Origin of the sequence: Rheinheimera sp. NSM (assembly GCF_052380015.1) — a bacterium.
GTDB lineage: Bacteria > Pseudomonadota > Gammaproteobacteria > Enterobacterales > Alteromonadaceae > Alishewanella.
In genome coordinates this window covers 80,829-103,854 of record NZ_JBQTCI010000005.1, presented here as the reverse complement: position 1 = coordinate 103,854, position 23,026 = coordinate 80,829, and the positions used below count along the sequence as shown (strand labels likewise).

Genomic DNA, 23,026 nt, shown 5'->3' with positions numbered 1-23,026 from the left:
CGGCATAATAGGCAACAACCAGCAGTACTGCAATGCCAGCTGCCGCGGCTAACGGCGGCAGCTACCACGGCTTAACAGCCCGGCATGCTGATAGATCTGGTCCAGCAAGCGCATATTATTAATCGCATCGCTGCCGCCGGTTAGCGCTGCAGCACGGCCTTGCAGGCAGTCTTGTACATGCTGCAATTGATAATAATAAGTGCTGTGGCCGGGCACACTGTATTGCCGCTCTGAGCCGGCAGTCATCACTTTAATACTGTTGCCCAGCTGCGGCGTAATCAGTCCGGTAACTTCAATACTACCCAAACTGCCTTCCAACACCAGGCTGGTATCGGGTGTGCGGCTTAAATGCTCTGCCATGCTGGTGCCGATATCAGCCATAACGCCATTGGCAAATTGCAGCTGTGCCTGCATGGTCAGATCAATTTGTTCACCGCCTGCTGTCGCCCCGGCGGTAATACAGTTAGCGCTTAATACTTGCGGTTCCTGTCCAGGCTCAGATCCCATAACAGTACGCACCCAATGCAGCGGATAACAGCCTAAATCCATCATAGCGCCGCCGCCCAATGCCGCTTCGTGGCGCAGCGAGCCGGCAAAATACGGGATCCGCACTGAAAAGTTAGCCCGCAAATGGCTGATAGTGCCGATAGTACCGGCCTGCACCAGCCGCATCACCTCAACAAACAACGGATGAAAGCGGTAATGAAAGGCTTCCAGCAATAGCTTGCCGGAGGCTTTTGCCGCCTGCACCATGGCTTTGGCTTCGGTTTCATCCAGCGCAAACGGCTTTTCGCACAATACATGCTTACCGTGCTCAAGCGCCATTATGCTCCAATGGGCATGTTCAGACGGTGGCAGCGCATTGTAAATAAGGTCGATATCATCCCGCTCCAGCAAGGCCTGATAACTGTCGGCGACATGTAAGATGCCATGCGCGCCGGCATACTGCCTGGCCCGCTGTACTGATGAGGCCGCCACGGCCTGCAGCACAAAGCCATCCAGTTGCTTAAGCGGCTGAAATATTGCTTTGTCGCTGATACGGGCAGCGCCTAATAAGCCAATGCGGATCATAGCGGTTCCTTATGCGGTTATTTAATTGGCTGAGACAACAGGCAGCAGCAGCTCGACCTGATAATGCCGGCCGGCAACAATGTCGCGAATAAGCGGTTCGGCCAATAAGCGGCTATCGACACTTAGCTGTGCCTTGCTGATGCCGCTTTGCCGGCGCATTACTATACTAAACTGCGCCCCACGGAATTGCCGTGTCAGTTTCACTTGCGGCCAATCGCCAGGCAGTTGTGGCTGTAGCAATAAGCCGTCGGCACAACCTTTTACGCCAAACAACCCTTCGATTAACGAGCGATACACCCAGTGCACCGTGCCGGTATTAAATAACTGGCTGGAGCGCCCGGCCGTGCGCGGAAACTGCCGGTAAGCACCGCGATAGTAATTCGGGATAAACACTGGTAACTGGCCGCGCTGCAGGCAGTCTTGCTCAGTGCTGCCTGGCAACATCTGCCGCAGTACCGCAAAGGCTTTATCCGGTTGGTTAATCTGGTACAACGCATACAGGTAAAATGCCGCCGCATGGTTGTATACCGAGCCATTCTCAGCCGAACCCGGGTGCTTTTGCGTAACCCGACCCACATCATCACGCATCGCGGTATAGGCCGGTGCCAGCATCTGCACGCCGTAAGGTGTAGCTAATTGGCTATCAATTTCGGCCAGCATCAGTTGCAGTTGTTCCGGATTTGCCGCACCACTTAACATGGCCCAGCTTTGCGGGTTCAGGTAAATACGGCCCTCGGCATCTTTACTAACACCAAAAACCACATTATCGTCGGTAATGCCGCGGCCATACCATTTGCCATCCCACAGGTAATGGTTAACCGCCTGATTAAAACTGTCGGCATCACTGCGGTATTGCTCAGCGCGCTTATGCTCACCCAGTTGCTGACAAATATCGGCCCAGCAGTTAAGCGCATACGCCGCCGCCAGCGATAGCCAGCCTGATACACCACGGCCTTTGTAGCCGACCATATTCATTGGATCGCACCAGTCGCCCTGCTCAATAAAGCTCAGGCCGCGCGCATCACGCTTATGCAGCAGCCAGCTCATGGCGCGGCAAATATGTTCAAACACAGTAGCTTGCTCAGCGCTGTCGCCAAAGGCGATAGTTTGCTGCAATAAGGCATAGTCGTTGGTTTCGGCCAGGTAAGCCGTTAAACACACCGGCAGCCAGACGCATTGGTCGGTATGCGGCACCTGATTAATGTATTTCAGCTCGGCGTCGGGGTGCAGCAAAATACCGTCCGGCATTTCACCGCTGCTGTGCTGCTGCGCCAGCGCCGTTAACAGCGCGGTGCGAAACGCTTGTGGCCGCACATAGCTCATGCCCATATTATCCTGCAGATAATTACGGGTTTGCGGATCTGTGGTGAGCCGGTTTACATCGCCGTGGTAATACACCTGGCGCGGCAGCCAGTGGTTAACAAAGTTATCCAGCGCGGTATCCGGTGTTTCAATCTGTAAACAACCCTGCCCTTGGGCAATATAATCGCTGTACTGCTGCTGCGCTTTGCTAAAGCCATCCGGCGTTAAAAAATAACGCTGCCGGGCAGCGGCAATCTCGCTTTCATCCAGCGCCGGGCCAAACACAAAACGGTAAACCTGCTGAGCGCCAGCTGCCAGTTGCAACCGGTATTGCATCACACAAGCCGGGGTTTCATATAAGGCATCGCCGCCATCCAGTTCTGCCTGTTGCAAAGCATCCGGCGCATGCAGGCCGCCCTCGCCTTCAAAGGCTTGCTGCGCGCATTGCCAGCTGGTGGGCACCTGCTCGGCCAGTAAAAAGGTTTTATCTTTTAACAGCTTGTTTTTAAAGTAGTCGGGGTATTTTTGATAGGGCGTTACCGATGAACATACTATGGCATTTAGCGCCGGTTCAAACTTTGCTGACTGATTCATCCACGACATATAACCAACCGGGAAATACGGGTAGATACTCAGTTGGCGTGGTGTTGCGCTGAGGTTAGTCACAGTAAGCTGCCACAGTTCATGCGGCTGATCCGGGCTTAAGCAGAGCTGCCAATCCATCTGCAACCCCTGCTGTTGCAGCTGCCAGCGGATATCGCTTTTACCGGCAGAAAACACAAAGCCGTCGGCCTTGCTGCGCACCGGCTCGTACGGTACCGAGAACAGCTCAGCGCTTTGCTCATCTTTAATATAGACAAAGCGGCCCGGATGATGCGCATAATACGGCTGCTCCGGCTGCATAAAGGTTTTTGCTTCAAGCGCAGGCGCATGGGCGTATTTGGCCGGCTCCGGTTGCATAAACTGCGCAGTGGCATAGCCACGGCAGTTCAGTTGTACCATTAACTGCTTGTTCCATAAAAACGCCGCCGCCAGCGGCATAGTTGTCGGGCTGAATAAGTCATAACGCTGGTTATTGTCACCAGGTTGCATGCCAGTGGCTGCCATCAAAATAGTACTCCGGATAAAATTAACTTATAGCGGGGCGGCGGCTGCCTTGCGCTGTTGCAAATCAAACTGAATTTTTGCCAGTTGCCGGTTGTCCAGGCTGTAGTAGCGCATAACAAAGGCCGCCAGCAGCGCAATAACCCCCGGGATCACCGAGATCAGCAGCACTATGCCGGTTTGCGAGCCGGTGCTTTGCTGCTCGTTGGCGACATAACCAATAGCCGCCAGTAACCAGCCAATTAACGCCGAAGCAATAGCGCCGCCGAGTTTTTGTGAAAAGGTGGCGGCAGCAAAGGTCATGGCGGTAGCTCTGCGCCCGGTGCGCCATTCGTTATAATCGGCCGTGTCGGCATACATCGAAAACGCCAGCGGTGATTTTGGCCCCAGTACAAAACCAATTGCCAGATTCAGTGCAAAAATAACGCCCACCGCATCCGCCGGCACAAAATACAAACTGATGGAAAGCATCCCTGCTAAGGACATCAGTAATACCATCAGGCGTTTTTTATCGATAAAGCGCGTCATCAACGGTGTGGCGGCAGCGCCCAGCGCCAACGCCAGCATATAGGAGGATAAAAACTCACCGACTAAGTCCGGCCGCTCGACATAGTATTTAAAGTAGTACACGCCGCTGCCGGCGCGCATGGTAATAGTGACCATAATGATCAGCGCCAGTGCAAATAACACCAGCCAGGGTTTGTTGTTTTTTAAATCGGCTAAATCCTGCCGCACCGCATTAGGTTGCAGGCTCAGTGGCGCGATACGCTCTTTGGTGGTCAGAAAGGTAATTAAAAACATTAAGGCTGCGGCAATACCAAATACCAGCATCGTCAACTGCCAGCCCAGCACGTCATCGCCCTGCCCCAGCAACGGCACTAACTTGGGCGTTAAATAGGTTACCAAGATGCCGCCGCTAAAACCGCCGATAAAACGAAAGCTCACCAGGGTAGTGCGCTGCTGGCTGTCGCTGGTAATGACGCCGGACAGCGCCGAATACGGAATATTAATGGCGGTATACACCAGCATTAACAAGGTATAAGTGCCATAAGCCCACACCAGTTTGCCGGTTTCGCCCAAATCCGGCGTGCTGTAGGTCAGCACTCCGGCACCGGCCAGCGGCAGCGCCAGCCATAATAAATAGGGCCGGAACTTACCAAAGCGGCTGCGGGTACGATCAGCAATAGCGCCCATTAACGGATCGGTAAAGGCATCAACTATTTTGGTGACCAGCATCATGGTACCGGCCGCTGCGGCGGAGATACCAAAAACATCGGTGTAGTAAATCAGCAGAAAAGCTGAAATATTGGCCCAGTAAAAATTAAAGCCCATATCACCGAGGCCGTAACCGATTTTTTCGCGCAGCGGTACCGCTGTGGCTGTGTTTGGCGTTGCTGTGTTTTGTGAAGCCGGAACTGTCATACCCTGTTATCCCACTGTTATGGCATCAGCTCTGCGGCTGAATATGATAGCGCAATCAGGTGTCGCTTTACGCTGCTAAAAACTGTGTTATCTGTTGTACCAGCTTTGCTGCCGGCAGCGTGATATCCAGTATGGTTATATCATTTTCGTTGTCGCAACTTTGCATCGTCAGCAACTGGCTTTGCAGCATCGCCGGCGGCATAAAATGGTTTTGCCGCTGCGCCAGCCGCTGTGCCAGCAAAGCGGCATCACCCTGCAAATAAAAGAAATGGGCGTTATCGGCGCTGCTGCGAATTTGCTGGCGATGTTGGGCAATTAAGCCGGAGTAACTTAACACACAAGGCTGCTTTGCCGCTTTACAGGCGCTAAGCTCACTGCACAGTGCCTGTACCCAGCTTTCGCGCAAATGCTCAGCCAACGGTATGCCACTTGCCATCATTTGCTTGGCCCCGGGGCTGTGAAAATCGTCGCCTTCAATAAAGCGCCAGCCCAACTGCTGTGCCAGTAATTGGCCAACGGTCGACTTGCCGCTGCCGGCTACGCCCATAATGACAATAGTTCTGCTTACTGTAGCGCGCATAATAAGCTGCTGTTTCCTGTTAGTGTTGCTTGTTGACTCAGAGCTTAAACCAGCATCAATGATTGCGCAACCATTTTGACTAACAACCCGCAATACAGTATTGTCATGTAAAAGATTGCAGAGCTAAGCTTATGAGCAGGAAGCCAAATTTAAAAGACGTTGCCAAGGTAGCCGGTGTAAGCGCCATCACGGTATCGCGGGTATTGACAGATCCAACCAAGGTGTCGGATAAATTACGCAATAAAGTGGAAAAAGCCATTCATGATATCGGCTATATTCGCAACCATGCAGCCAGTGCGCTGGCATCAAAAAAGTCCGGTGTGCTGGCGGTGATTATTCCATCATTATCCAATATTGTATTTAACGATGTACTGCAGGGTATTTATCAGGCCGTTAAAGCAAAAAACCTGCAGGTACTGCTGGGCGACTGCCATTACTCGCCACTGATAGAAGAGCAGCTGATTGCTACCCTGCTCAGCCAGGCGCCGGAAGGCTTTATTGTTACCGGTACCGCACAAACCGATTACGCGCGCAAATTGTTGTTGCAGGCCGATATTCCGGTGGTGCAGATAATGGAGCTGACCAACCAGCCAATAGATATGAACATTGGCTTTTCGCATTATCAGGCCAGTTACGATATGACGAAACATTTGCTGCAACAAGGCTATCGCGCACCGGCCTTTGTCGGCGCCCGCATGGACCCGCGCACCCAGCAGCGGCTGGCGGGCTTTAAACAAGCTATAGCTGACTGGCCACAGCCGTGTCGTAGTTTTATTCAAACCACAGTGCAGCCGTCCTCAATTAAACTTGGCGGCCAGTTATTACAGGCCGTGATTGCCGAATCCGATAACCAGTGCGATGCGGTATTTTGCTGTAATGATGATCTGGCACTGGGTGCCTTGTTTGAAAGCAAACGGATGAATTTAAACGTACCCAAAGATATCGCCATTTGTGGCTTTAATGATTTGGAAGCCTCGGCTTTAGTAGAGCCGGCCATTACTTCAGTAGCGTCACCGCGCGTGGAGATGGGCCGCCAGGCAGTTGAAATGTTGTTTAGTGCTGCCGGTAAGGGCCGCCATGCGCTGGCACCGGTTGATGTGGGTTACAGCATCAGGGTGCGCAGCTCAACCTGAGCTGCAGCATAAATAACAAAGCCGCTGGAGTCAGCGGCTTTTTTTATAGCTAATTTTACTTAGCTATTCCGGTTTGGCTATTCCGGCTTAGTTAGTCGAAGCTTACTTTTACCCGCACACCAAAGGTACGCGGCGATTGCCACATATAATTAGGTACCGGGTTGCTGTTCCAGCGGCCCTGATCACTTTTTATCGCTTTATCTGTCAGGTTATTCACAAAAGCTTCCAGGCTCCAGTTGCCGGCAGATGGCTGATAAACCAGGCTGGCATCAAGCTTGGTATACGCATCCTGGCGATCGATATCCGCAGCATAAGGCAGGTTACGGAAACCTTCCGGCCTGTCGCCACGGTTAGCCGGGTCAAACCAGATCTCTGACGAATAGCTACCACGTAAACGCGGCCGCACAGTAGCGCCATTGCTTAGCTCAAAGAAATGCTCGTAGCTTAGCGACATACTGAACTCCGGCGCCTGCACCAGGTGGTTACCGCTGAAGTCCAGCAAGTTTGGCAGGTTCGGGTTACCGGCCGACGGGTTAAAGGCTATGCCATCTGCACCGTAGCTGGAATCGGTCGTCAGGAACTCATCATACTTCGCATCCAGATACGCCATAGTGCCGTTTAGCTCACCATTACTGCCCACCAGCCACTTGGCTTCAACTTCCAAACCGTTAATAGTAGCTTTACCGGCGTTGGTTTTACGCAGCAAGTCGGCACCGGTTTCGGTTGTCACGTTACTGGTTACCTGCAAGTCGGTATATTCGGTAGTAAATAGCGCGGCAAACAACTGCAGCGTGTTATCAAGGAAGGCGCCTTTTAACCCCAGTTCAATGCTGGTATTTTCTTCCGGCGCCACATAAGCATGGGTGCCGGCCGCTTCATTGTTATTACCGGCGATAATGGCGTCTAAATCGGCCTGTGTAAACGGGCCGGTGCCGGTATAACGGCCGCCATCCTGAATAGTGCCGGATTTAAAGCCGGTGGCATAAGAGCTGTACAGCATTACTGTGGGCGAGAAATCCCACTCTAACCGCGCCATGCCGGTGGTTTTATCCCAGCTCGGGCTGGTATCGTTATAGGTATCTACCCAGCACTGCCCGGGCTGCACCAGAAATTTGTTTGGTGCCAGCCCATTTAGCAGATTATCCGGGTCCAGCAGCCCAACATAATCGCTGTTTAGCGGCAGGTTTTCCGTGCGCTTCACATCCGGGCACATAATATTGCGCCCGCCAACATCCCAACGCTCATCTTCGGTGTAACGCAAGCCCAGGCTGACACGAAACGCATCGGTAACTTTATAGGTGCTTTGTGCATAAATACTGTTTGATTTTAAACCGCGATCCGGCTGGCGATAGGTAGACCATAAATTCGGATTTGGCGTGCTGCCACCTTCGTAGTCCACATCCGGGTGCACAATGTCAAAAATGGTGGCGTTATTTTCTTTAAAGTAGAAATAGCCCACCATCCACTGCAAACGCGCGCTGTCTTCATTTTTCAGCTGTAACTCGTGCTGGGTAGCTTCATGGGTACATTCCACGCAGCCGCCCCATTCATATTTGTCCGGGCTCCAGCTGCGATCCCACACCGACTCGCGGGAAGAATCGGTATAACCGCCGATATACGACAGCGTAAGGCCATTGTCGAAATTGTAATTTAACCGGGTGCGCAGGCTGTCGATAACAAAATCATTGAAGCCCGGCTCCTGAATATAAGCCGAGCGATCTGAGCCACCACTTACAGTAGGAATATGGCCTGTACCCTGATCAGTGAAATTCTCATATGACAGGAACCAGTCAAAATTGTCATTTGGCTGCCACAAGGCACTAAAACGCGCGGCGGCTAAATCGGTAGAGCCGTATTTTCTGCCCATCGCAGAGCCCGGTGCCATATCCACCACACCTTCCGACTTATCCACCGCTGCGGCCACGCGAACAGCCAGGGTATCTGTCAGCGGTAAGTTAACCATAGCGCGGGTGGCGCGGCGGTCAAAGTTACCCAGGGTAAATTCAGCATTGGCTTCAAAGTAATCCAGCTTAGGCTTGGCCGTGTGCAGGTTAACCACGCCGCCGGTGGCATTGCGGCCAAACAAGGTGCCCTGAGGCCCGCGCAGAATTTCAGCGCCTTCCAAATCAAACATCAGTGCTGATGCGCCCTGCGAGCGGGCCGAATAAACGCCGTCTACGTGAAAGGCTACTGCCGGGTCACCGCTTTCGGTTTGATCCGACGAGCCGATACCGCGCAAATACACCATAGGCGTATTTTGCGTGCCGTTTTGCGCAATATGCAAACTCGGCACCGCGCCCTGTAAATCGTCTAACTGCATAACGTGGTTATCGTCCAGCGCATTTTGATCAAAAGCGGTTACCGCCAGCGGCGTTTCGCGAATGGTGGTTACCCGCTTGGTGGCCGTTACCTGGATAACTTCTATTGCCCGCGCTTCGCTGCTTTGCTCAGCAGTACTTTGTTCATTAGTGCTTTGCGCTGACACACTGATACTGGCACCACACAGTATGGCTGCTGAAATAAGAATATAACTCTGTTTTAATTTGCTACCCGGCTGAACCAACATAGTGTTTTGCTCCCCTGTTATCTGATTATCTCCGCTGCTCAGGTGCATAACACCAGGCACGGTTATTGTTATCAACAAACTTGTTTGCGCTACCATAAGCAATTAAATCAATACTTAAGCAGCTGATTAAAGTCATTGAAATACAGCCGGTAAACTGCAAACTCAGACTTCCATCAGCGGTAAAAGCAAAATGATTGCGCAACCATTAATTGATAATGCGGCCTAAATTAGTGCTAAAGCAGCCACCTTGTCAAGGAAAAAACCGCGCTTGCACCAACTGTTGTCATATTGCGGTGCTAACGAGATTGGCGGCTGTTGTTATTGCACAGCCGCTGAGGTAAGGATATTTGAAATAAATTCAATAGCTTGCAAAGACTGGTAAGAATTATGCTCTGACGGTACAACGATTTCAGCCAGCGCAGCGTCTAAATGTGCACTATTGTAGGGCACCACACTGTCGTTTAACCCGGGGCATGAGACGACATCGCTGCAGCGCGCCGGATCATCGTTGCCGATAACCGAGTACACCGGCACCTGCAACGGCAACCGCGTTAATTGCTGCACCAGCGGGTGGCGCGGCGATAACACATCAACACTGTTCGGGCCAAAGCCGCTCATATAACCGCGCATCGCCGGCTTAATATCATCTTTGGTTAATGCCAGCCACATCTGGTTAAACACGCTTTTCATCGCTTTTGGTAACGTAATCATCATTGATGCCAGCCGGCCAATCCAGCCGTCGGCAGTAGCTGCACCGCGATGCGGCGTATCAATAAACACTACGCCTTTTACATAGGGCTTGGCAGTAAAGATAAAAATATCTTCCAGGGTGCGGCGGGTATCGTCATCCACTGCCAGCTCAGCCGCCGGCCGGTAAAAAGTCGCATCCCACAAGGCTGTGCCGCTGTTTTGCACAAAGGTTTTACTGATCACACCGCCCATGCTGTGCCCCACCAGCAACATATTGTTAGCAGCAACGGCCTGTAAGTCCGGCGAGATATGCTGCAACAGTTCATCGGTCAGTTTTCTTAAACGCATGGCATTAAAAAACGGTGGCGGGCCGGAGGGGTAAAATGCATGCCACACCTGATACCTGGCCGCCAGTTGCGGGTTGGAAAATATCGCCCAGCTTAAACGGCGCCATATTAACGGGCTGGAATTTAAACCGTGGATCATCAGCAGCGGAATTTTATCTTCGCTTAGCGGCTCTATGGCATAGATACCGAGCTTGTCTTCTACTTTGTCAGCATTAAACAGGCCGGTTTTTTCCAGCTGATCGGCCACCGCCGCCTCAACCAAACACAAGTAGGCCGACGCCGGATCGTAGTTCAGCGCATACTGCTGCTGTGCTAACGGCCACTGTTGCTGCTGTTGCATATAAATACCGCGCAATGTCAGCACCGGCAACACCGGGTTGCTGAAATCCAGCTTAACCGGCATCACAGTAAGCGGCCGGAAAATACCCTCAGGTGGAAAATAGCGATCCAGTTCAGAGCCAGTGTTCTCACGCTGCCCTACCACCGTAATGCCTAAGCCATTATCCTGTTGGCGCAACATAAAAGGGTCATAGGCTTGCAGATCGGCAGCCAGAAAAAACTGCTCAAACGCCAGGCCACTTTCATCGCTGTCTACCTGTAGCTTAAGCTGTAAATTTAACGGCCTGGTATCCTGCCGCGACAACGCAGCCCTGACCAGCGGCATTAAAGCCCGGTTATAGTAGCCCACAGCCTGCTGGCGCTGCTGATCATTCAATGGCTGGGCCAGCCAGCGCTGTGCACAGCTTAGTTGCAACAAAAACAGCTGATAACCGGGTGAGCGCTGTGCAGTAAGCTGCAGACAGTAATCGGCCACAGCTTCATCAGCAACCTGATTTAAGCCAATATACTGATAGGCCAGAAAGCCTGTTACAGCTTCTTCCGGCAGCTGTGCAGGCTCTTTCCAGTAAATATACTTGCCCTGGCTACATCCCTGGAGGGCAAACAGCAGAATAAATAGCAGCCAGCGCTTGGTTAGGTAGTTTTGTTGCAGCATTAAGGCTCCTGCAATTATCTGAATAACATCAGCCAATCTCCGCTATGCTTAGCACTATAGCACTGTTCTGTAACGGGTTGTGTTGCATGAAAAACTCATTCCAACAATTTGCCGCTAAACTGGCCGAGTTTGCTGACACCAGCCGCGATGGCTATGCCGCCTTGTATCAGGTCAAACACAGCGGACGCAATAAAGTGATAGTGGCAGAGTACTGCGTTATTCTGTAACACCCGCAACTGCTACGGCGTATTTTCACTTGTTGCCCGGGCAATGACGCTGTAGCATAGCTGCCGACTTAAGAGGACACTATGCTGCTTAAAAGCTTCAGGTTATTTATTTTGCTAACCGTAATGCTGAACCATGCTGTAATGGCATGTGATGCCTTGGTTGTGCATTTACCTGAACACGAGCATACCTATACCTCCTATATCTACGACGCCCATGCGACAACCACCGCACAGCAAAGCGCGGCAGATGCCGGCAGCAGCGCTGATGAACACCATTCTGCCCATGCGCATGTTACCTGCGCCATCTCTTATATCCACAGCGTTAACCTGACTGCTGTTGGCGCGGTGCGCAGCCTTGCGCCGCAACCATCGCTGTTGCCTGTAAGTTACTCGCCACCGGTACCGCCCCCCAACGTCTGATCCTGCCCGTTTATCATTTTTATTTTACTGATTAACTAACAGGAGCATACCCATGCGTATGACATTTATGCTGCCGGCATTACTGGCGGCTGCCGGCTATTCGGCTGCACCTTTTGCATTAGCTGCAGAGCCGCAAACCCTAACGCTGACGCAGGCGTTACAGCGTACCTTGCAACATGACGCTACGCTGCAGGCCTTTCCGTACCAGCTGCGTATGGCAGAGGCAGCACAATTGCAGGCCGCTGTCAGGCCAAACCCGGAACTGGCGGTAGCGCTGGAGAATGTGGGCGGCAGCGGCGATAGCAGGGGCCTAAGCGGCGCTGAGTTGAGTCTTAGCCTGAGCCAACAGATAGAATTAGGCCAAAAGCGCGAACGCCGGCTGGAACTGGCGCAAGGCCAAAGCCAGCTGCAGCGCGATAACTATGAACTGGCGCGGCTCGAAGCCCTGGCCAACACTACAGAGCATTACCTGCAACTGCTGCGGCTGCAACAGTTACAGCAATGGGCCGCGGCGAATATCAGCCGCGAGCAAGCGCTGTTAAACACCGCGCAGCTGCGCAGTAACGCCGGCACCCTGCTGGATGCCGATATCAGCCGGATTAAACTGCGCCTGGTACGCAGTAGAATAACTCTGGCCGATATTAACCAGGCCATAGAAAGCCGGCGTTACCGGCTGGCGGCCGGCTGGAATGCCGCACCGGATTTTGCCCGGGTTAGTGGTGATCTTGCCGCCCTGCCGCAACTGCCGCCGCTCTCCATACTGCAAAGCCAACTGCAACACAGCACCACACTGCAGCGTTATGTCACGCTGCAGCGCATCGCCCAAAGCCAGCTGCGTTTAACCGCGGCCAACAGTAAAGCGGATATCCGTTGGTCTGCCGGGCTGAAACGTAACGAAGCCACTAACGACACCTCGCTGCTGCTTGGTTTTAGCCTGCCGCTGAACCTGACCGATCCGAACAAAGGCCAACGCCGGGCGCAGCTGGCTGAGCAGCAACTTATGGCCATGCAGCAACAACTGAGCGCAACGCAATTATCGTTGTTACTGCAGCAACAGTGGCTGGCGCTGGAGCAACTGCGCGGCACTGTGCAGGCTATCGACACCTTGTTACTGCCCGAAGCCATACAGCTACGCCAGCTTAGCCTGAGCGGCTATCAGCAAGGCCAGATTGACTTACTCAGTGTGTTATCCGCTGAAGAAGAACTGGCACAAGCCGGGCGCGATCTGATTGAAAGCCAAAGCAACTATCACCTGAACCTGTTGCAGTTGGAGCGTCTGACCGGCCAGCCCATCACACTGAACAGCTCTGAGCCGGTTATTACTGCGGAGAAAAATAATGACTAAATCCATCACCCTGGCCGCCATCTTGTTGAGCCTGGCAGCCTTAGCGCTGAGTGGCACTGCAACTGCCGGCGACAGCCCTCAGCACAAGCACAGCGGCAAACACGATCACAGCGACAACCACGATAAGCCGGGCCATCAGCATGCAGCTGAACAGGCAGATCAACACTCAGATGAACATTCTGATGAACACTCTGATCAACATAATGAGATCCATATTGAGCTAAGTAGCAGAATGCAGCAGCTGAATAACATTACTACGGAGATCGCCGGCGCGCGCACTTTAGTGCAAAACACCGCGCTGTTTGGTGTAATAAGAGCCATACCCACAGCACAGTATCAGATCAGAGCGCCCTATGCCGGTACGCTACAGCAGATACTGGTGCAGCAGGGCGACAGCGTCAGCAAAGGCCAACTGCTGGCCCGGCTCAGCAATGCCGCTACGTTAAAACCCTATGCTATTCACGCCCCGGCGGACGGTGTCGTCGCTGAGCGCTATTTCAATAACCATGAGCTTATTCGCGATGAAATACTGCTTAGCATCGTGGATTACAGCAAGGTGTATGTCGAGCTGTCGGCCTTTCCAAACGATATTAACCGGTTACAACCTGGTATGCCGCTAACAGTGCTCAGCCTGCATCATGGCCAAAGCGCCAACAGCAACATCAGTTATATTGCGCCGCAAATGACCGAAGGCCATATTGCCCGCGCCCGGGCCGTGCTGGATAACCAAAGCGGCTACTGGCGGCCGGGGATGCATATTAAAGCCCTGGTGCAAAGCGCTGAAATACCGGTAGCTCTGGCAGTGAAAAAGCAGGCGGTGCAACGCTTGGATGGCAAACAAGTGATATTTGTCCGTGACGGCAACGTCTTTACCGCCACGATGCCGGAATTTGGCCGCGAAGATGACGAGTACATTGAGGTTGTGTCTGGTTTACCGCCGGGTAGCGAATATGCCAGCGACAACAGCTTTGTCCTTAAAGCCGACGCACTTAAATCCGGCGCCAGCCATGCTCACTAGGAGGGCGCCATGATTGATGTATTGTTGAATTTTGCGCTTAAACGCCGCTATCTGGTACTGGGGCTAACGCTGCTGCTTGTCGTGGTTGGTGTGTATCACGCCAGGCAACTGCCGATGGACGCGGTGCCGGATATTACTAATGTGCAGGTGCAAATTAATACCGCAGCGCCTGGTTACTCACCACTGGAAACCGAGCAGCGGCTGACGCTGATTATTGAGAATGCGATGGCCGGCTTGCCGCAACTGCAGTACAGCCGCTCGTTATCGCGCTATGGTATGTCACAGGTAACCTTAGTCTTTAATGACAGCACCGATATTTATTGGGCGCGCCAGCAGGTATCTGAGCGTTTACAGGCAGTAAGAGCTGATTTACCGGCAGACACCACCCCCACCCTTGGTCCTGTTGCCACCGGCTTGGGTGAAATCTTTATGTACAGCGTCAGTGCTGAACCTGGTGCAGTAAAAGCCGATGGCACGGCATATACCGCCGAGGACTTGCGCACCTTGCAAGACTGGCTGATTAAACCACAGCTGGTTACTGTGCCGGGTGTCACTGAGGTGAATAGCATTGGCGGCTATCAGCGCCAGTATCAGGTCGCGCCGGACCCGGCAAAACTGCTGGCTTTTAACCTTACGCTGGCTGATATAACCAGCGCCCTGTCACGCAATAACAGCAATGCCGGCGCCGGTTATATTGAACAACGCGGGGAGCAATGGCTGGTGCGCTCGCCGGGCCAGCTGCGTAACCTGGAGGACATCAGCGCGCTGGTAATTGCCAAACGTGACGATGCGCCGGTGCGGCTACGCGATGTAGCAGATGTTTATTTTGGTAAAGAGCTGCGCAGCGGTGCTGCCAGCCTTAACGGCGAAGAAACGGTGCTGGGTACTGTATTTATGCTGCTGGGTGAAAACAGCCGTACCGTGTCCAAAGCCGTGGCAGAAAAACTGCACGAGGTAAACCGTTCACTGCCGCCAGGGGTTAGCGCCAAAGCGGTATACAACCGCACCAGCCTGGTGGATAAAACCATAGCGACGGTACAAAAAAACCTGTTTGAAGGCGCCGTGCTGGTTATAGTGGTGCTGTTTATTTTTCTCGGTAATATCCGCGCCGCGCTGATCACCGCCCTGGTAATACCGCTAAGTATGTTGTTTGCCATAACCGGCATGGCGATGAATAAAGTCAGCGGTAACCTGATGAGCTTAGGCGCGATTGACTTTGGCTTACTGGTCGATGGTGCCGTTATCGTGGTGGAGAACAGCCTGCGACGCTTGGGTCTGGCACAACAGCAACAGGGCCGCCTGCTGACACTGGAAGAGCGCTTAAGCGAAGTGTATCAGGCCACCCGTGAAGTCTTTACCCCAGCAGTATTTGGCGTACTGATCATCATGTTGGTGTTTTTGCCCATTTTTGCCCTGGGTGGCGTCGAGGGCAAAATGTTTCATCCGATGGCCTTTACTGTTATTGCCGCCCTGGCCGGAGCGGTGCTGCTGGCCATTACCTTTGTACCGGCAGCTATTGCCATTTTTGTCCGCGGTAAGGTTAACGAACACGACTCTGCCCTGCTGCGCGCTTTGAAACAGGGCTATGCCGTGTTGCTGCGCCTGAGCTTACGTTACTCAGCACTGTTTATCAGTGCTGCCGTGTTGATGATGGCCGCGGTTTTCTGGCAAGGCAGTAAGCTTGGCAGCGAATTTATGCCGCAACTGGATGAGGGCGATATTGCACTGCATGCGCTGCGAATTCCGGGCACCAGTTTAAGCCAGTCGCTGCAAATGCAATTGCTGCTGGAGCGCGAAATTGCCGCTCTGCCGCAGGTGTCAGCGGTATTTAGCAAGCTGGGTACGGCAGAAATAGCCACTGATCCTATGCCACCCAATGTGGCTGATACCTTTGTGATGCTAAAGCCGCAAAGCCAATGGCCTAACCCGGAAACGAGCAAGGCTGAATTGTTGGCGTTGCTGCGCCACACCGTAGAGGCACTGCCCGGCAATAACTACGAGTTTACCCAGCCGATAGAAATGCGCTTTAACGAGCTGATTGCCGGGGTGCGTAGTGATGTGGCACTGCGGATTTACGGCGATGATTTAACCGAACTGACCCGGCTGGCACAGGCTGCAACCAGCTTACTGGCAACAGTGCCGGGCGCTGTTGATGTGCGGATGGAGCAGGCTACGGGCTTACCGATGCTGTCGATTGAACCTGACCGCGAACACCTGGCGCTGTTGGGTATCGATGTCGCCAGCGTGCAACACTATATTCAAACCATGGTTGGCGGGCAGCAGGTCGGGCTTATTTATGAGGCCGACAAAGCCTTTGCGCTGGTGATCAGAGCCGATGAAGCGCTACGCAGCAATCCGCAGCAATTAAAACGTCTGCCTCTGGCGTTAACTGATGCACCTTATGCCGACAGCACTAATACCGAGCTGACTTACGTGCCGCTTGGTGAAGTCGCGCATTTTAATGAGATTGACGCCCCTAATCAGATAAACCGGCAAAACGCCAAGCGCAATGTGGTGGTCACGGCCAATGTATCCGGCCGTGACCTTGGCAGCTTTATCAGTGAAAGCAAACAATTAATGGCAGATAATCTGGCACTGCCGGCCGGTTACTGGCTGGGCTATGGCGGCACTTTTGAGCAGCTGCAATCGGCGACTAACCGCTTAATGTGGGTAGTACCGCTAACCTTGTTGCTGATTTTCGGCCTGCTGTTCAGTGCACTTAATTCTGCCAAAGATGCCTTAGTGGTATTCAGTGGTGTACCGCTGGCGCTCACCGGTGGCGTTACGGCGCTGCTGCTGCGCGATATGCCGCTGTCGATCTCAGCAGCAGTTGGCTTTATTGCCTTATCCGGTATCGCCGTACTTAACGGTGTGGTAATGCTGGCGATGATAAAGCAATTACGCGAACAAGGCGTTGCGCTGCCAGAAGCCATACAGCAAGGTGCAGTTCAGCGTTTACGCCCGGTGTTAATGACCGCACTGGTGGCCAGTTTGGGCTTTTTACCGATGGCGTTTAACAGCGGTACCGGCGCTGAAGTACAGCGGCCGCTGGCCACAGTGGTGATTGGCGGTATTATTTCCGCTACCCTGCTAACACTGTTATTGCTGCCGGCCCTGTACCGTTTGGTGCATCAACGGCCGCAAAAATCAGCGTTATAAACCAACAGAAAAGCAAAAACACCACCCGCTTTGGGTGGTGTTTTTTATGCAGCAACCGGTACGCCGCTGTGAAACTTAAAATCGTTGTCCGGCGATAAAATTAACTCTGCTTCAATCTGGCCAAAAAATGCGATACGCGCACTGATATCCTCAGCCGCTATCTCTGTCGCCAGCGTCAGATAATCCTGGTAATGCCGTGCTTCAGAGCGTAGCAACGAGATATAAAACTCAGCAATATCGCCCGGTAAAGACGGCGCTAATTTAGCAAAGCGCTCACAGGAGCGGGCTTCAATATAAGCACCGCAAATCAGTTTGTCCACCATGGCTGCCGGCTCATAAGTACGCACATGGCGCAGCAAGCCTTTGGCATAGCGGCTGGAGCTGATTTTCTCGTATTTAATGCCGTGCTTTGCCATCACTTCCAGTACCTGATAAAAATGATGCAGCTCTTCTTTAATCAGCAATACCATTTTATCGATCAGCTCTTGGGCGTGCGGGCTGCTACCTTTAGCCAACATGGATTTTTTCAGGCTCAGCCCGGCCAGTGCTTGCCAATCGCCCTGCTGGCGGTAGGTAAAGTCTTCATAGGGTTTCAGCCATTGCAACAGGGCCTCACCGCTTTGTTCGTCGGCAGCATAACGGCGGATCAGGTACATTGCCGATTGTGCAGCTTTTAACTCGCAAATCATATGGTCCTGCAGCAACATGGCTAAATGTTCCGGCTTTGCTGCCATATGCAACCATTCAGCAGGGGTATCGCACTGTAAAAACTGTTGTACCGGGCCCAGTAATTGGCTGATCTCAGCGCTTAGCATGGCTGTACTTCTGTTATTAAAACCGGTGCGCATTATAGCCAATAGCATTGCCGACACCAAGCGGCTGAGTAAGCACAATAAAGCGCCGGTCAAATTTCAAACAATATGCTTGACGAAGTGCATTATATTGGCCATAACTGATACAACGGCTATCAAAGATAGCTAAAGTTGTGCAGACGTAGTGACAAGGATAATAATTATGATATTGAATCACTTATGGGGACTGTATGCGCACCCGAAAGAAGAGTGGCATACGATAGATGCAAGACATGAAAGTTTTCGTTACAGCCTGATCCACATTTTGCTGGTGGCATTGATCCCGTCAGTATGCGCCTACTATTCCGCCGTGCATTTGGGCTGGAGCATAGGTGTGGGTGACCGCATTATGCTCACCCACGACAGCGCGCTGATGTTATCTATAGCCATGTATATTGCCTTAATCGGCGGCGTGTTCGCGCTGGCCTTGTTGGCACATTGGATGGCGCATACCTTTGGTGCTGAACCCAGCTATACGCAAACCTTAGAATTGGCAGCTTATACCTCTACGCCATTATTTATGGTTGGTTTTGCCGGCTTATATCCGGAGTTGTGGGTGGTGATGACTGTCGGCTTAGTCGGCCTGGCGTATTCGGTATACCTGTTATATGTTGGCGTGCCAATATTAATGCATATTCCGGAAGAACGCGGCTTTATTTATGCCAGCTCCGTAGTAACCTGTGGCTTGGTTTTACTGGTATGTATTATGACCGCCACCGCTATTTTGTGGAGCTCCGGTTTCGGCCCTACCTTTACCCATTAACCGGTTATAACAAGTGCAAAAAAGGGAGCCTGAGGCTCCCTTTTGGTTTTGTAGCTGTTGCGGCAGTTTAACCTTCGTTATAGGTTTCCAGGTTAGTTGCCATAGCCGCGCCGGACTTTGCTTTAGCACCGTCGCTACGCATTTGATCCAGCCGGTTCAGGTAGTCTTGGTCAATATCGTTAGTCACGTAGTTGCCATCGAACACTGAGGTTTCAAAGCGTTTAATTTCCGGGTTTTCCAGCCGCACCGCTTCGATTAAATCCGGTAACGATTGGAAAATCAGGCCATCGGCGCCGATAATGTCACAAATGCTGTCAACATCATGGCCATGCGCGATCAGCTCATTGGCTGATGGCATATCAATACCGTACACGTTGGGGAAGCGAATCTCCGGTGCCGCTGAAGCGAAGTACACTTTCTTCGCACCGGCTTCACGCGCCATATCAATAATTTGCTGTGATGTGGTGCCGCGTACTATAGAGTCATCCACCAACAGCACGTTTTTATCTTTAAATTCCTGCTTAATGGCGTTGAGCTTACGCTTAACCGATTTTTTCCGCGCTTCCTGGCCAGGCATAATAAAGGTACGGCCGATATAGCGGTTTTTCACATAACCCTGGCGGTAGGGTAAACCCAATACAGTGGCGATTTGCAAGGCAGCGTCGTTGCTGGTTTCCGGGATCGGAATAACCACATCAATATCCAGGTTGGCCCATTCGCGCTTAATTTTTTGTCCCAGCATAGTACCCATGGCCACGCGTGAAGCGTACACCGAGATATTGTCGATAGTAGAGTCCGGCCGGGCAAAGTAAACATACTCAAAAATACACGGCGTGTAGCTGGGGTTTTCGGCACACTGGAAGCTATGCAGCTCGCCCTGGGCGGTAATATACACCGCTTCACCGGGTGATACATCGCGCAGTACAGTAAAGCCGTCGGCATCAAGGGCTACGCTCTCGGACGCCACCATATACTCGGTACCCAGCTTAGTCTCGCGTTTTCCCATGACCAACGGACGAATACCGTTAGGGTCGCGAAATGCCAGTAAACCATGGCCGATAATTAAGGCGACTACGGCATAACCGCCTTTTACTTTACGATGCACATTGGCCACGGCGCGGAAAATATGCTCGGCCTGCAGCTCCATCACACCGCTGTTGTGCAGCTCATGCGCCAATACGTTAAGCAATACTTCTGAATCAGAAGTCGTATTAACGTGACGGCGTGCGACGCGGAATATTTCTTCTTTTAAAATGTGTGAATTGGTCAGGTTACCGTTGTGCGCCAGGGCAATACCAAACGGACTGTTGACATAGAACGGCTGTGCTTCAGCGGTACTGGATGAACCCGCCGTAGGATAACGTACATGGCCGATACCCATAGTACCGGCCAAACGTTCCATATGCCGGGCTTCAAATACGTCTTTTACCAGGCCGTTAGCCTTACGCAAACGCAGCGTGTTGTTGTCCACGGTAACAATACCCGCCGCATCCTGGCCGCGATGCTGCAACACTGTTAAACCATCGTACAGTGCCTGATTAACCGGATATTTTCCAACAATACCAACAATACCACACATGGATTTTTTTCCTCGCCAACGCTAGGGCTTTTGCATAAAACCGGAATGGTGCTGCAAATACTCGAAGAACCATTCAATGATAAAACCAAATTCGGGGATTAATACTGAGTTTTGCCACCAGCCGGTACTTGCAACCGGGGTAAAGGCATCAGTGAAAAACAGCACGGCACTCACCACCAACACGCCGCGTAAGGCTCCAAACACCAGCCCCAACACGCGATCGGTGCCGGATAAACCGGTTGATTGCACCAGTTTACCGATAAGAAAATTCACTAAAGCGCCAAGGGCCAGGCTGCTGATAAATAAAATGGCGATGGCAGAAGCATTACGCAGGGTTTCGTCCTGCATGGAGGTAAATAAACCTGCTAAATGCGGATAATATTGGCTGGCGATAAAGAAGGCCAGGATCCAAACGGCCAGTGAAATCGCTTCTTTAACAAAGCCTCTGACCAGGCTGATAACAGCCGATAACGCTATGATTGCCATAATGGCAAAATCAACCCAGACCATTTGCTACCAAAGGTTGTTTGATGACGGCGCGCATTCTACCAAACTGAGTGACTGCTTGGCTAATTATTTTCGGTCGGCTGATAACTCATCACATTCAGACGCTCTATACCGGTCAACTGTTGCAATTTGGGTAACTGCTGCTCCAGCCGCTCTTTTCGAAGCTCGGGCCCTACCAGCACGCTGGTAAGCCTCACACCCTGCGAGTTGGTAATATTCCGGGTAAAGGTGGTAAAACCGGCCTTGCGCAATTTAGCCACTAAGGCATTGGCATTTTCAGCTTTACTAAAACTACCAACCCGCACCACCCAAGCCGCCTGGTCAAGCGCCACATTGGCCGGTTTAGTTGCCGCCGGCGTTTTTGCCGACGTGTTTGCCGGTGCTGTGACTTGAGTGTACTGCTGCGACGGTAAGGGTTTGTCTGTCGTGGCAACATCAACCGGTTGTTCGTCGACAACTGCGGGCGTCACTTCAGCACGAACCTGCTCAACAGCATCGCTGTTTGTCACTTGTTGCTGCTGCACACCTTTAAACTCAGGGCGGGCCGGGATCACCTTAAAATCATCTTTTACCACCTGCTTTTCACCATCCAGCAAGTCCGGCAGGAAGATAATACCGGCCAGCACCAGTATCACTGTACCCAGTAAACGATGTTTAAATGCGGGTGTCACTTTGCCTCCTGATGGCCTGCCAACACAGCAGACACAGTGAAAAACGAACCAAACACGACCAATAACTCATCTGGCTGTAACCTTGCGCTAACCGCCTGATAAGCGCTTAGCACGTCCTCATGCAATACCACATTGGCTGTACCTTGCGGCAGCTGTTCTGCCAACTGCCGGGCTCCGGCACCACGGGCGCCACCAAGGCTTACAAGATGCCATTGATCAAACAATGTCGTCAAGGGTAACAGAGTTTGTTGAATATCCTTATCTTTTAACATGCCGCTTAGCGCCAGTACACGACCAAAGCGCGGTTTTAACCGGCGAAGTTGCTGTGCCAGGTAGCGCGCGGATTGCGGATTATGTGCCACATCAACAATAATCGCCGGCTGCTGTTGCAGCCATTGCATGCGCCCGGGTAGTGTCAGCCCGGTTAATACCGCGGCTAATTGCTCCGGCGTTGGCAACAATGCCAGTTGCTGCAATACGGCCAGCGCGCAGGCCGCATTTTGCACCGGCATCGCCGGTAACGGCAATGCCGTATAGGTTGCACCGGCACTATGCCATTGCCAGCTGTCGGCCTGCTCGCTGTAATGATAATCCCTCTGCACTACCACGCTGCGGCACTTTAAGGCGGCACTGTGCTGCAGCACGGACTGCGGCGGGTCTAACTCACCTATTACTGCAGTGCCGCCGGGGCGGAAGATGCCGGCTTTTTCCCGGCCAATCGTTTCTCTGTCGTTACCCAGCCAATCCTGATGATCCAAATCGACGGTGGTAATGACACTGACGGCAGGCGTAACAATATTGGTTGCATCCAGCCGCCCGCCCAGGCCAACCTCTATCAGGCAAAAATCCACCTGGTGCTGCTGCAACAAGCGAAAGGCCACCAGGGTAGTGAATTCAAAGTACGTCAGCGCAATATCGCCGCGCAGCTGTTCAATAAAAGCAAAAGCGCTGACCCAGTCTGCGTCAGCCACATCGCTGCCGTTAAGCCGTAAACGCTCATTAAAGTGCAGTAAATGCGGTGAGCTGTAAACACCAACACTGAAGCCCTGCGCCAGCAGTAGTTGTTCGAGGCAGCGGGCTGTAGTGCCTTTGCCGTTGGTGCCGCCAATCAGAATGGTTTTACCCGGCAGTTGCTGTAAATCAGCCTGCTGCGCCACTCTCAGCACGCGCTCCAGACCAAGCTCAATCTGATGGATAGGATGGCTTTGTTCGATATAACAAAGCCAATCGGCCAGGCTATGGCACGATTGGCTGTTCAGTATTGCAGTTGACATAAA

The 23,026-nt window shown here is 52.4% G+C and carries 18 protein-coding genes; 7 read left to right on the top strand and 11 right to left on the bottom strand.

The genetic code is table 11. The annotated features are described in order from the left end of the window. Nucleotides 1-48 precede the first annotated feature (48 nt). The 4 genes from ACTZWV_RS14870 to ACTZWV_RS14855 all read right to left on the bottom strand — a co-directional run bounded on the left by ACTZWV_RS14870 (nucleotide 49) and on the right by ACTZWV_RS14855 (nucleotide 5,479). Nucleotides 49-1,071 carry a Gfo/Idh/MocA family protein gene (locus ACTZWV_RS14870; protein ID WP_444787303.1) on the bottom strand — a complete coding sequence of 341 codons (1,023 nt, stop codon included), beginning with the start codon at nucleotides 1,069-1,071 and terminating at the stop codon, nucleotides 49-51. Nucleotides 1,072-1,092: 21 nt separating this feature from the next. After that, the gene (locus tag ACTZWV_RS14865; protein ID WP_444787452.1) at nucleotides 1,093-3,480 is read right to left on the bottom strand and encodes a GH36-type glycosyl hydrolase domain-containing protein; all 2,388 of its coding nucleotides are present in this window, start codon (nucleotides 3,478-3,480) and stop codon (nucleotides 1,093-1,095) included. A 27-nt stretch (nucleotides 3,481-3,507) separates the two neighbouring features. Next, entirely contained in the window at nucleotides 3,508-4,899 is a 1,392-nt protein-coding gene (locus tag ACTZWV_RS14860; protein ID WP_444787302.1) for an MFS transporter, read from the bottom strand. A 67-nt stretch (nucleotides 4,900-4,966) separates the two neighbouring features. Further along, nucleotides 4,967-5,479, bottom strand: a complete 513-nt coding sequence (locus ACTZWV_RS14855; RefSeq protein WP_444787301.1) for a gluconokinase — start codon at nucleotides 5,477-5,479, stop codon at nucleotides 4,967-4,969. A gap of 131 nt (nucleotides 5,480-5,610) precedes the next feature. Here ACTZWV_RS14855 and ACTZWV_RS14850 point away from each other — a divergent pair, with 131 nt between their 5' ends. Next, nucleotides 5,611-6,612 (top strand): LacI family DNA-binding transcriptional regulator, encoded by a 1,002-nt coding sequence (locus ACTZWV_RS14850; protein WP_444787300.1) that lies wholly within the window; start codon nucleotides 5,611-5,613, stop codon nucleotides 6,610-6,612. 91 nt (nucleotides 6,613-6,703) lie between these two features. Here the strand turns inward: ACTZWV_RS14850 and ACTZWV_RS14845 are convergent, their stop codons facing one another. After that, nucleotides 6,704-9,178, bottom strand: a complete 2,475-nt coding sequence (locus tag ACTZWV_RS14845; RefSeq protein ID WP_444787299.1) for a TonB-dependent receptor — start codon at nucleotides 9,176-9,178, stop codon at nucleotides 6,704-6,706. A 318-nt stretch (nucleotides 9,179-9,496) separates the two neighbouring features. Next, nucleotides 9,497-11,209, bottom strand: coding sequence for an esterase/lipase family protein (locus tag ACTZWV_RS14840; protein WP_444787298.1), 1,713 nt, complete (start codon nucleotides 11,207-11,209; stop codon nucleotides 9,497-9,499). Nucleotides 11,210-11,295: 86 nt separating this feature from the next. On the opposite strand from ACTZWV_RS14840, the gene ACTZWV_RS14835 reads away from it, so the two are divergent. The 5 genes from ACTZWV_RS14835 to ACTZWV_RS14815 all read left to right on the top strand — a co-directional run bounded on the left by ACTZWV_RS14835 (nucleotide 11,296) and on the right by ACTZWV_RS14815 (nucleotide 17,378). Then, nucleotides 11,296-11,436 carry a hypothetical protein gene (locus ACTZWV_RS14835; RefSeq protein WP_444787297.1) on the top strand — a complete coding sequence of 47 codons (141 nt, stop codon included), beginning with the start codon at nucleotides 11,296-11,298 and terminating at the stop codon, nucleotides 11,434-11,436. 81 nt (nucleotides 11,437-11,517) lie between these two features. Further along, nucleotides 11,518-11,856, top strand: coding sequence for a cobalt transporter (locus tag ACTZWV_RS14830; RefSeq protein WP_444787296.1), 339 nt, complete (start codon nucleotides 11,518-11,520; stop codon nucleotides 11,854-11,856). Nucleotides 11,857-11,908: 52 nt separating this feature from the next. After that, nucleotides 11,909-13,201: a TolC family protein gene (locus ACTZWV_RS14825; RefSeq protein ID WP_444787295.1), complete on the top strand. Its 1,293-nt coding sequence runs from the start codon at nucleotides 11,909-11,911 to the stop codon at nucleotides 13,199-13,201. Further along, on the top strand, nucleotides 13,194-14,219 hold the full coding sequence (locus ACTZWV_RS14820; protein ID WP_444787294.1) for an efflux RND transporter periplasmic adaptor subunit: 1,026 nt from the start codon (nucleotides 13,194-13,196) through the stop codon (nucleotides 14,217-14,219). The genes ACTZWV_RS14825 and ACTZWV_RS14820 overlap by 8 nt, the downstream gene beginning before the upstream one ends. A gap of 9 nt (nucleotides 14,220-14,228) precedes the next feature. Beyond that, on the top strand, nucleotides 14,229-17,378 hold the full coding sequence (locus tag ACTZWV_RS14815) for an efflux RND transporter permease subunit (RefSeq protein ID WP_444787293.1): 3,150 nt from the start codon (nucleotides 14,229-14,231) through the stop codon (nucleotides 17,376-17,378). Between the two features lie 44 nt (nucleotides 17,379-17,422). Here ACTZWV_RS14815 and miaE read toward each other — a convergent pair whose 3' ends face one another. After that, entirely contained in the window at nucleotides 17,423-18,241 is an 819-nt protein-coding gene (miaE, locus tag ACTZWV_RS14810; protein WP_444787292.1) for a tRNA isopentenyl-2-thiomethyl-A-37 hydroxylase MiaE, read from the bottom strand. 151 nt (nucleotides 18,242-18,392) lie between these two features. On the opposite strand from miaE, the gene ACTZWV_RS14805 reads away from it, so the two are divergent. Next, entirely contained in the window at nucleotides 18,393-18,992 is a 600-nt protein-coding gene (locus tag ACTZWV_RS14805; RefSeq protein WP_444787291.1) for a Yip1 family protein, read from the top strand. Between the two features lie 67 nt (nucleotides 18,993-19,059). On the opposite strand, the gene purF is transcribed toward ACTZWV_RS14805, so the two are convergent. Genes purF through folC form a run of 4 tightly spaced genes read right to left on the bottom strand, consistent with a single transcriptional unit; the run spans nucleotide 19,060 to nucleotide 23,023 of the window. Further along, on the bottom strand, nucleotides 19,060-20,571 hold the full coding sequence (gene purF, locus ACTZWV_RS14800; RefSeq protein WP_444787290.1) for an amidophosphoribosyltransferase: 1,512 nt from the start codon (nucleotides 20,569-20,571) through the stop codon (nucleotides 19,060-19,062). A 21-nt stretch (nucleotides 20,572-20,592) separates the two neighbouring features. Continuing rightward, nucleotides 20,593-21,081: a CvpA family protein gene (locus ACTZWV_RS14795; RefSeq protein WP_444787289.1), complete on the bottom strand. Its 489-nt coding sequence runs from the start codon at nucleotides 21,079-21,081 to the stop codon at nucleotides 20,593-20,595. 59 nt (nucleotides 21,082-21,140) lie between these two features. Next, nucleotides 21,141-21,749: an SPOR domain-containing protein gene (locus tag ACTZWV_RS14790; protein ID WP_444787288.1), complete on the bottom strand. Its 609-nt coding sequence runs from the start codon at nucleotides 21,747-21,749 to the stop codon at nucleotides 21,141-21,143. Continuing rightward, nucleotides 21,746-23,023 (bottom strand): bifunctional tetrahydrofolate synthase/dihydrofolate synthase, encoded by a 1,278-nt coding sequence (folC, locus tag ACTZWV_RS14785; protein ID WP_444787287.1) that lies wholly within the window; start codon nucleotides 23,021-23,023, stop codon nucleotides 21,746-21,748. Before folC ends, ACTZWV_RS14790 begins: the two co-directional genes overlap by 4 nt. Between the last annotated feature and the right edge of the window lie 3 nt (nucleotides 23,024-23,026).

Bases quoted from the DNA above. Each gene is read 5' to 3' on its own strand.
- ACTZWV_RS14820 (WP_444787294.1), top strand. From the start codon at position 13,194: ATGACTAAATCCATCACCCTGGCCGCCATCTTGTTGAGCCTGGCAGCC.
- ACTZWV_RS14840 (WP_444787298.1), bottom strand. From the start codon at position 11,209: ATGCTGCAACAAAACTACCTAACCAAGCGCTGGCTGCTATTTATTCTG.
- ACTZWV_RS14845 (WP_444787299.1), bottom strand. From the start codon at position 9,178: ATGTTGGTTCAGCCGGGTAGCAAATTAAAACAGAGTTATATTCTTATT.
- ACTZWV_RS14855 (WP_444787301.1), bottom strand. From the start codon at position 5,479: ATGCGCGCTACAGTAAGCAGAACTATTGTCATTATGGGCGTAGCCGGC.
- folC (WP_444787287.1), bottom strand. From the start codon at position 23,023: ATGTCAACTGCAATACTGAACAGCCAATCGTGCCATAGCCTGGCCGAT.
- ACTZWV_RS14825 (WP_444787295.1), top strand. From the start codon at position 11,909: ATGCGTATGACATTTATGCTGCCGGCATTACTGGCGGCTGCCGGCTAT.
- purF (WP_444787290.1), bottom strand. From the start codon at position 20,571: ATGTGTGGTATTGTTGGTATTGTTGGAAAATATCCGGTTAATCAGGCA.
- ACTZWV_RS14860 (WP_444787302.1), bottom strand. From the start codon at position 4,899: ATGACAGTTCCGGCTTCACAAAACACAGCAACGCCAAACACAGCCACA.
- ACTZWV_RS14795 (WP_444787289.1), bottom strand. From the start codon at position 21,081: ATGGTCTGGGTTGATTTTGCCATTATGGCAATCATAGCGTTATCGGCT.
- ACTZWV_RS14865 (WP_444787452.1), bottom strand. From the start codon at position 3,480: ATGGCAGCCACTGGCATGCAACCTGGTGACAATAACCAGCGTTATGAC.
- miaE (WP_444787292.1), bottom strand. From the start codon at position 18,241: ATGCTATTGGCTATAATGCGCACCGGTTTTAATAACAGAAGTACAGCC.
- ACTZWV_RS14805 (WP_444787291.1), top strand. From the start codon at position 18,393: ATGATATTGAATCACTTATGGGGACTGTATGCGCACCCGAAAGAAGAG.
- ACTZWV_RS14830 (WP_444787296.1), top strand. From the start codon at position 11,518: ATGCTGCTTAAAAGCTTCAGGTTATTTATTTTGCTAACCGTAATGCTG.
- ACTZWV_RS14815 (WP_444787293.1), top strand. From the start codon at position 14,229: ATGATTGATGTATTGTTGAATTTTGCGCTTAAACGCCGCTATCTGGTA.
- ACTZWV_RS14870 (WP_444787303.1), bottom strand. From the start codon at position 1,071: ATGATCCGCATTGGCTTATTAGGCGCTGCCCGTATCAGCGACAAAGCA.
- ACTZWV_RS14850 (WP_444787300.1), top strand. From the start codon at position 5,611: ATGAGCAGGAAGCCAAATTTAAAAGACGTTGCCAAGGTAGCCGGTGTA.
- ACTZWV_RS14835 (WP_444787297.1), top strand. From the start codon at position 11,296: ATGAAAAACTCATTCCAACAATTTGCCGCTAAACTGGCCGAGTTTGCT.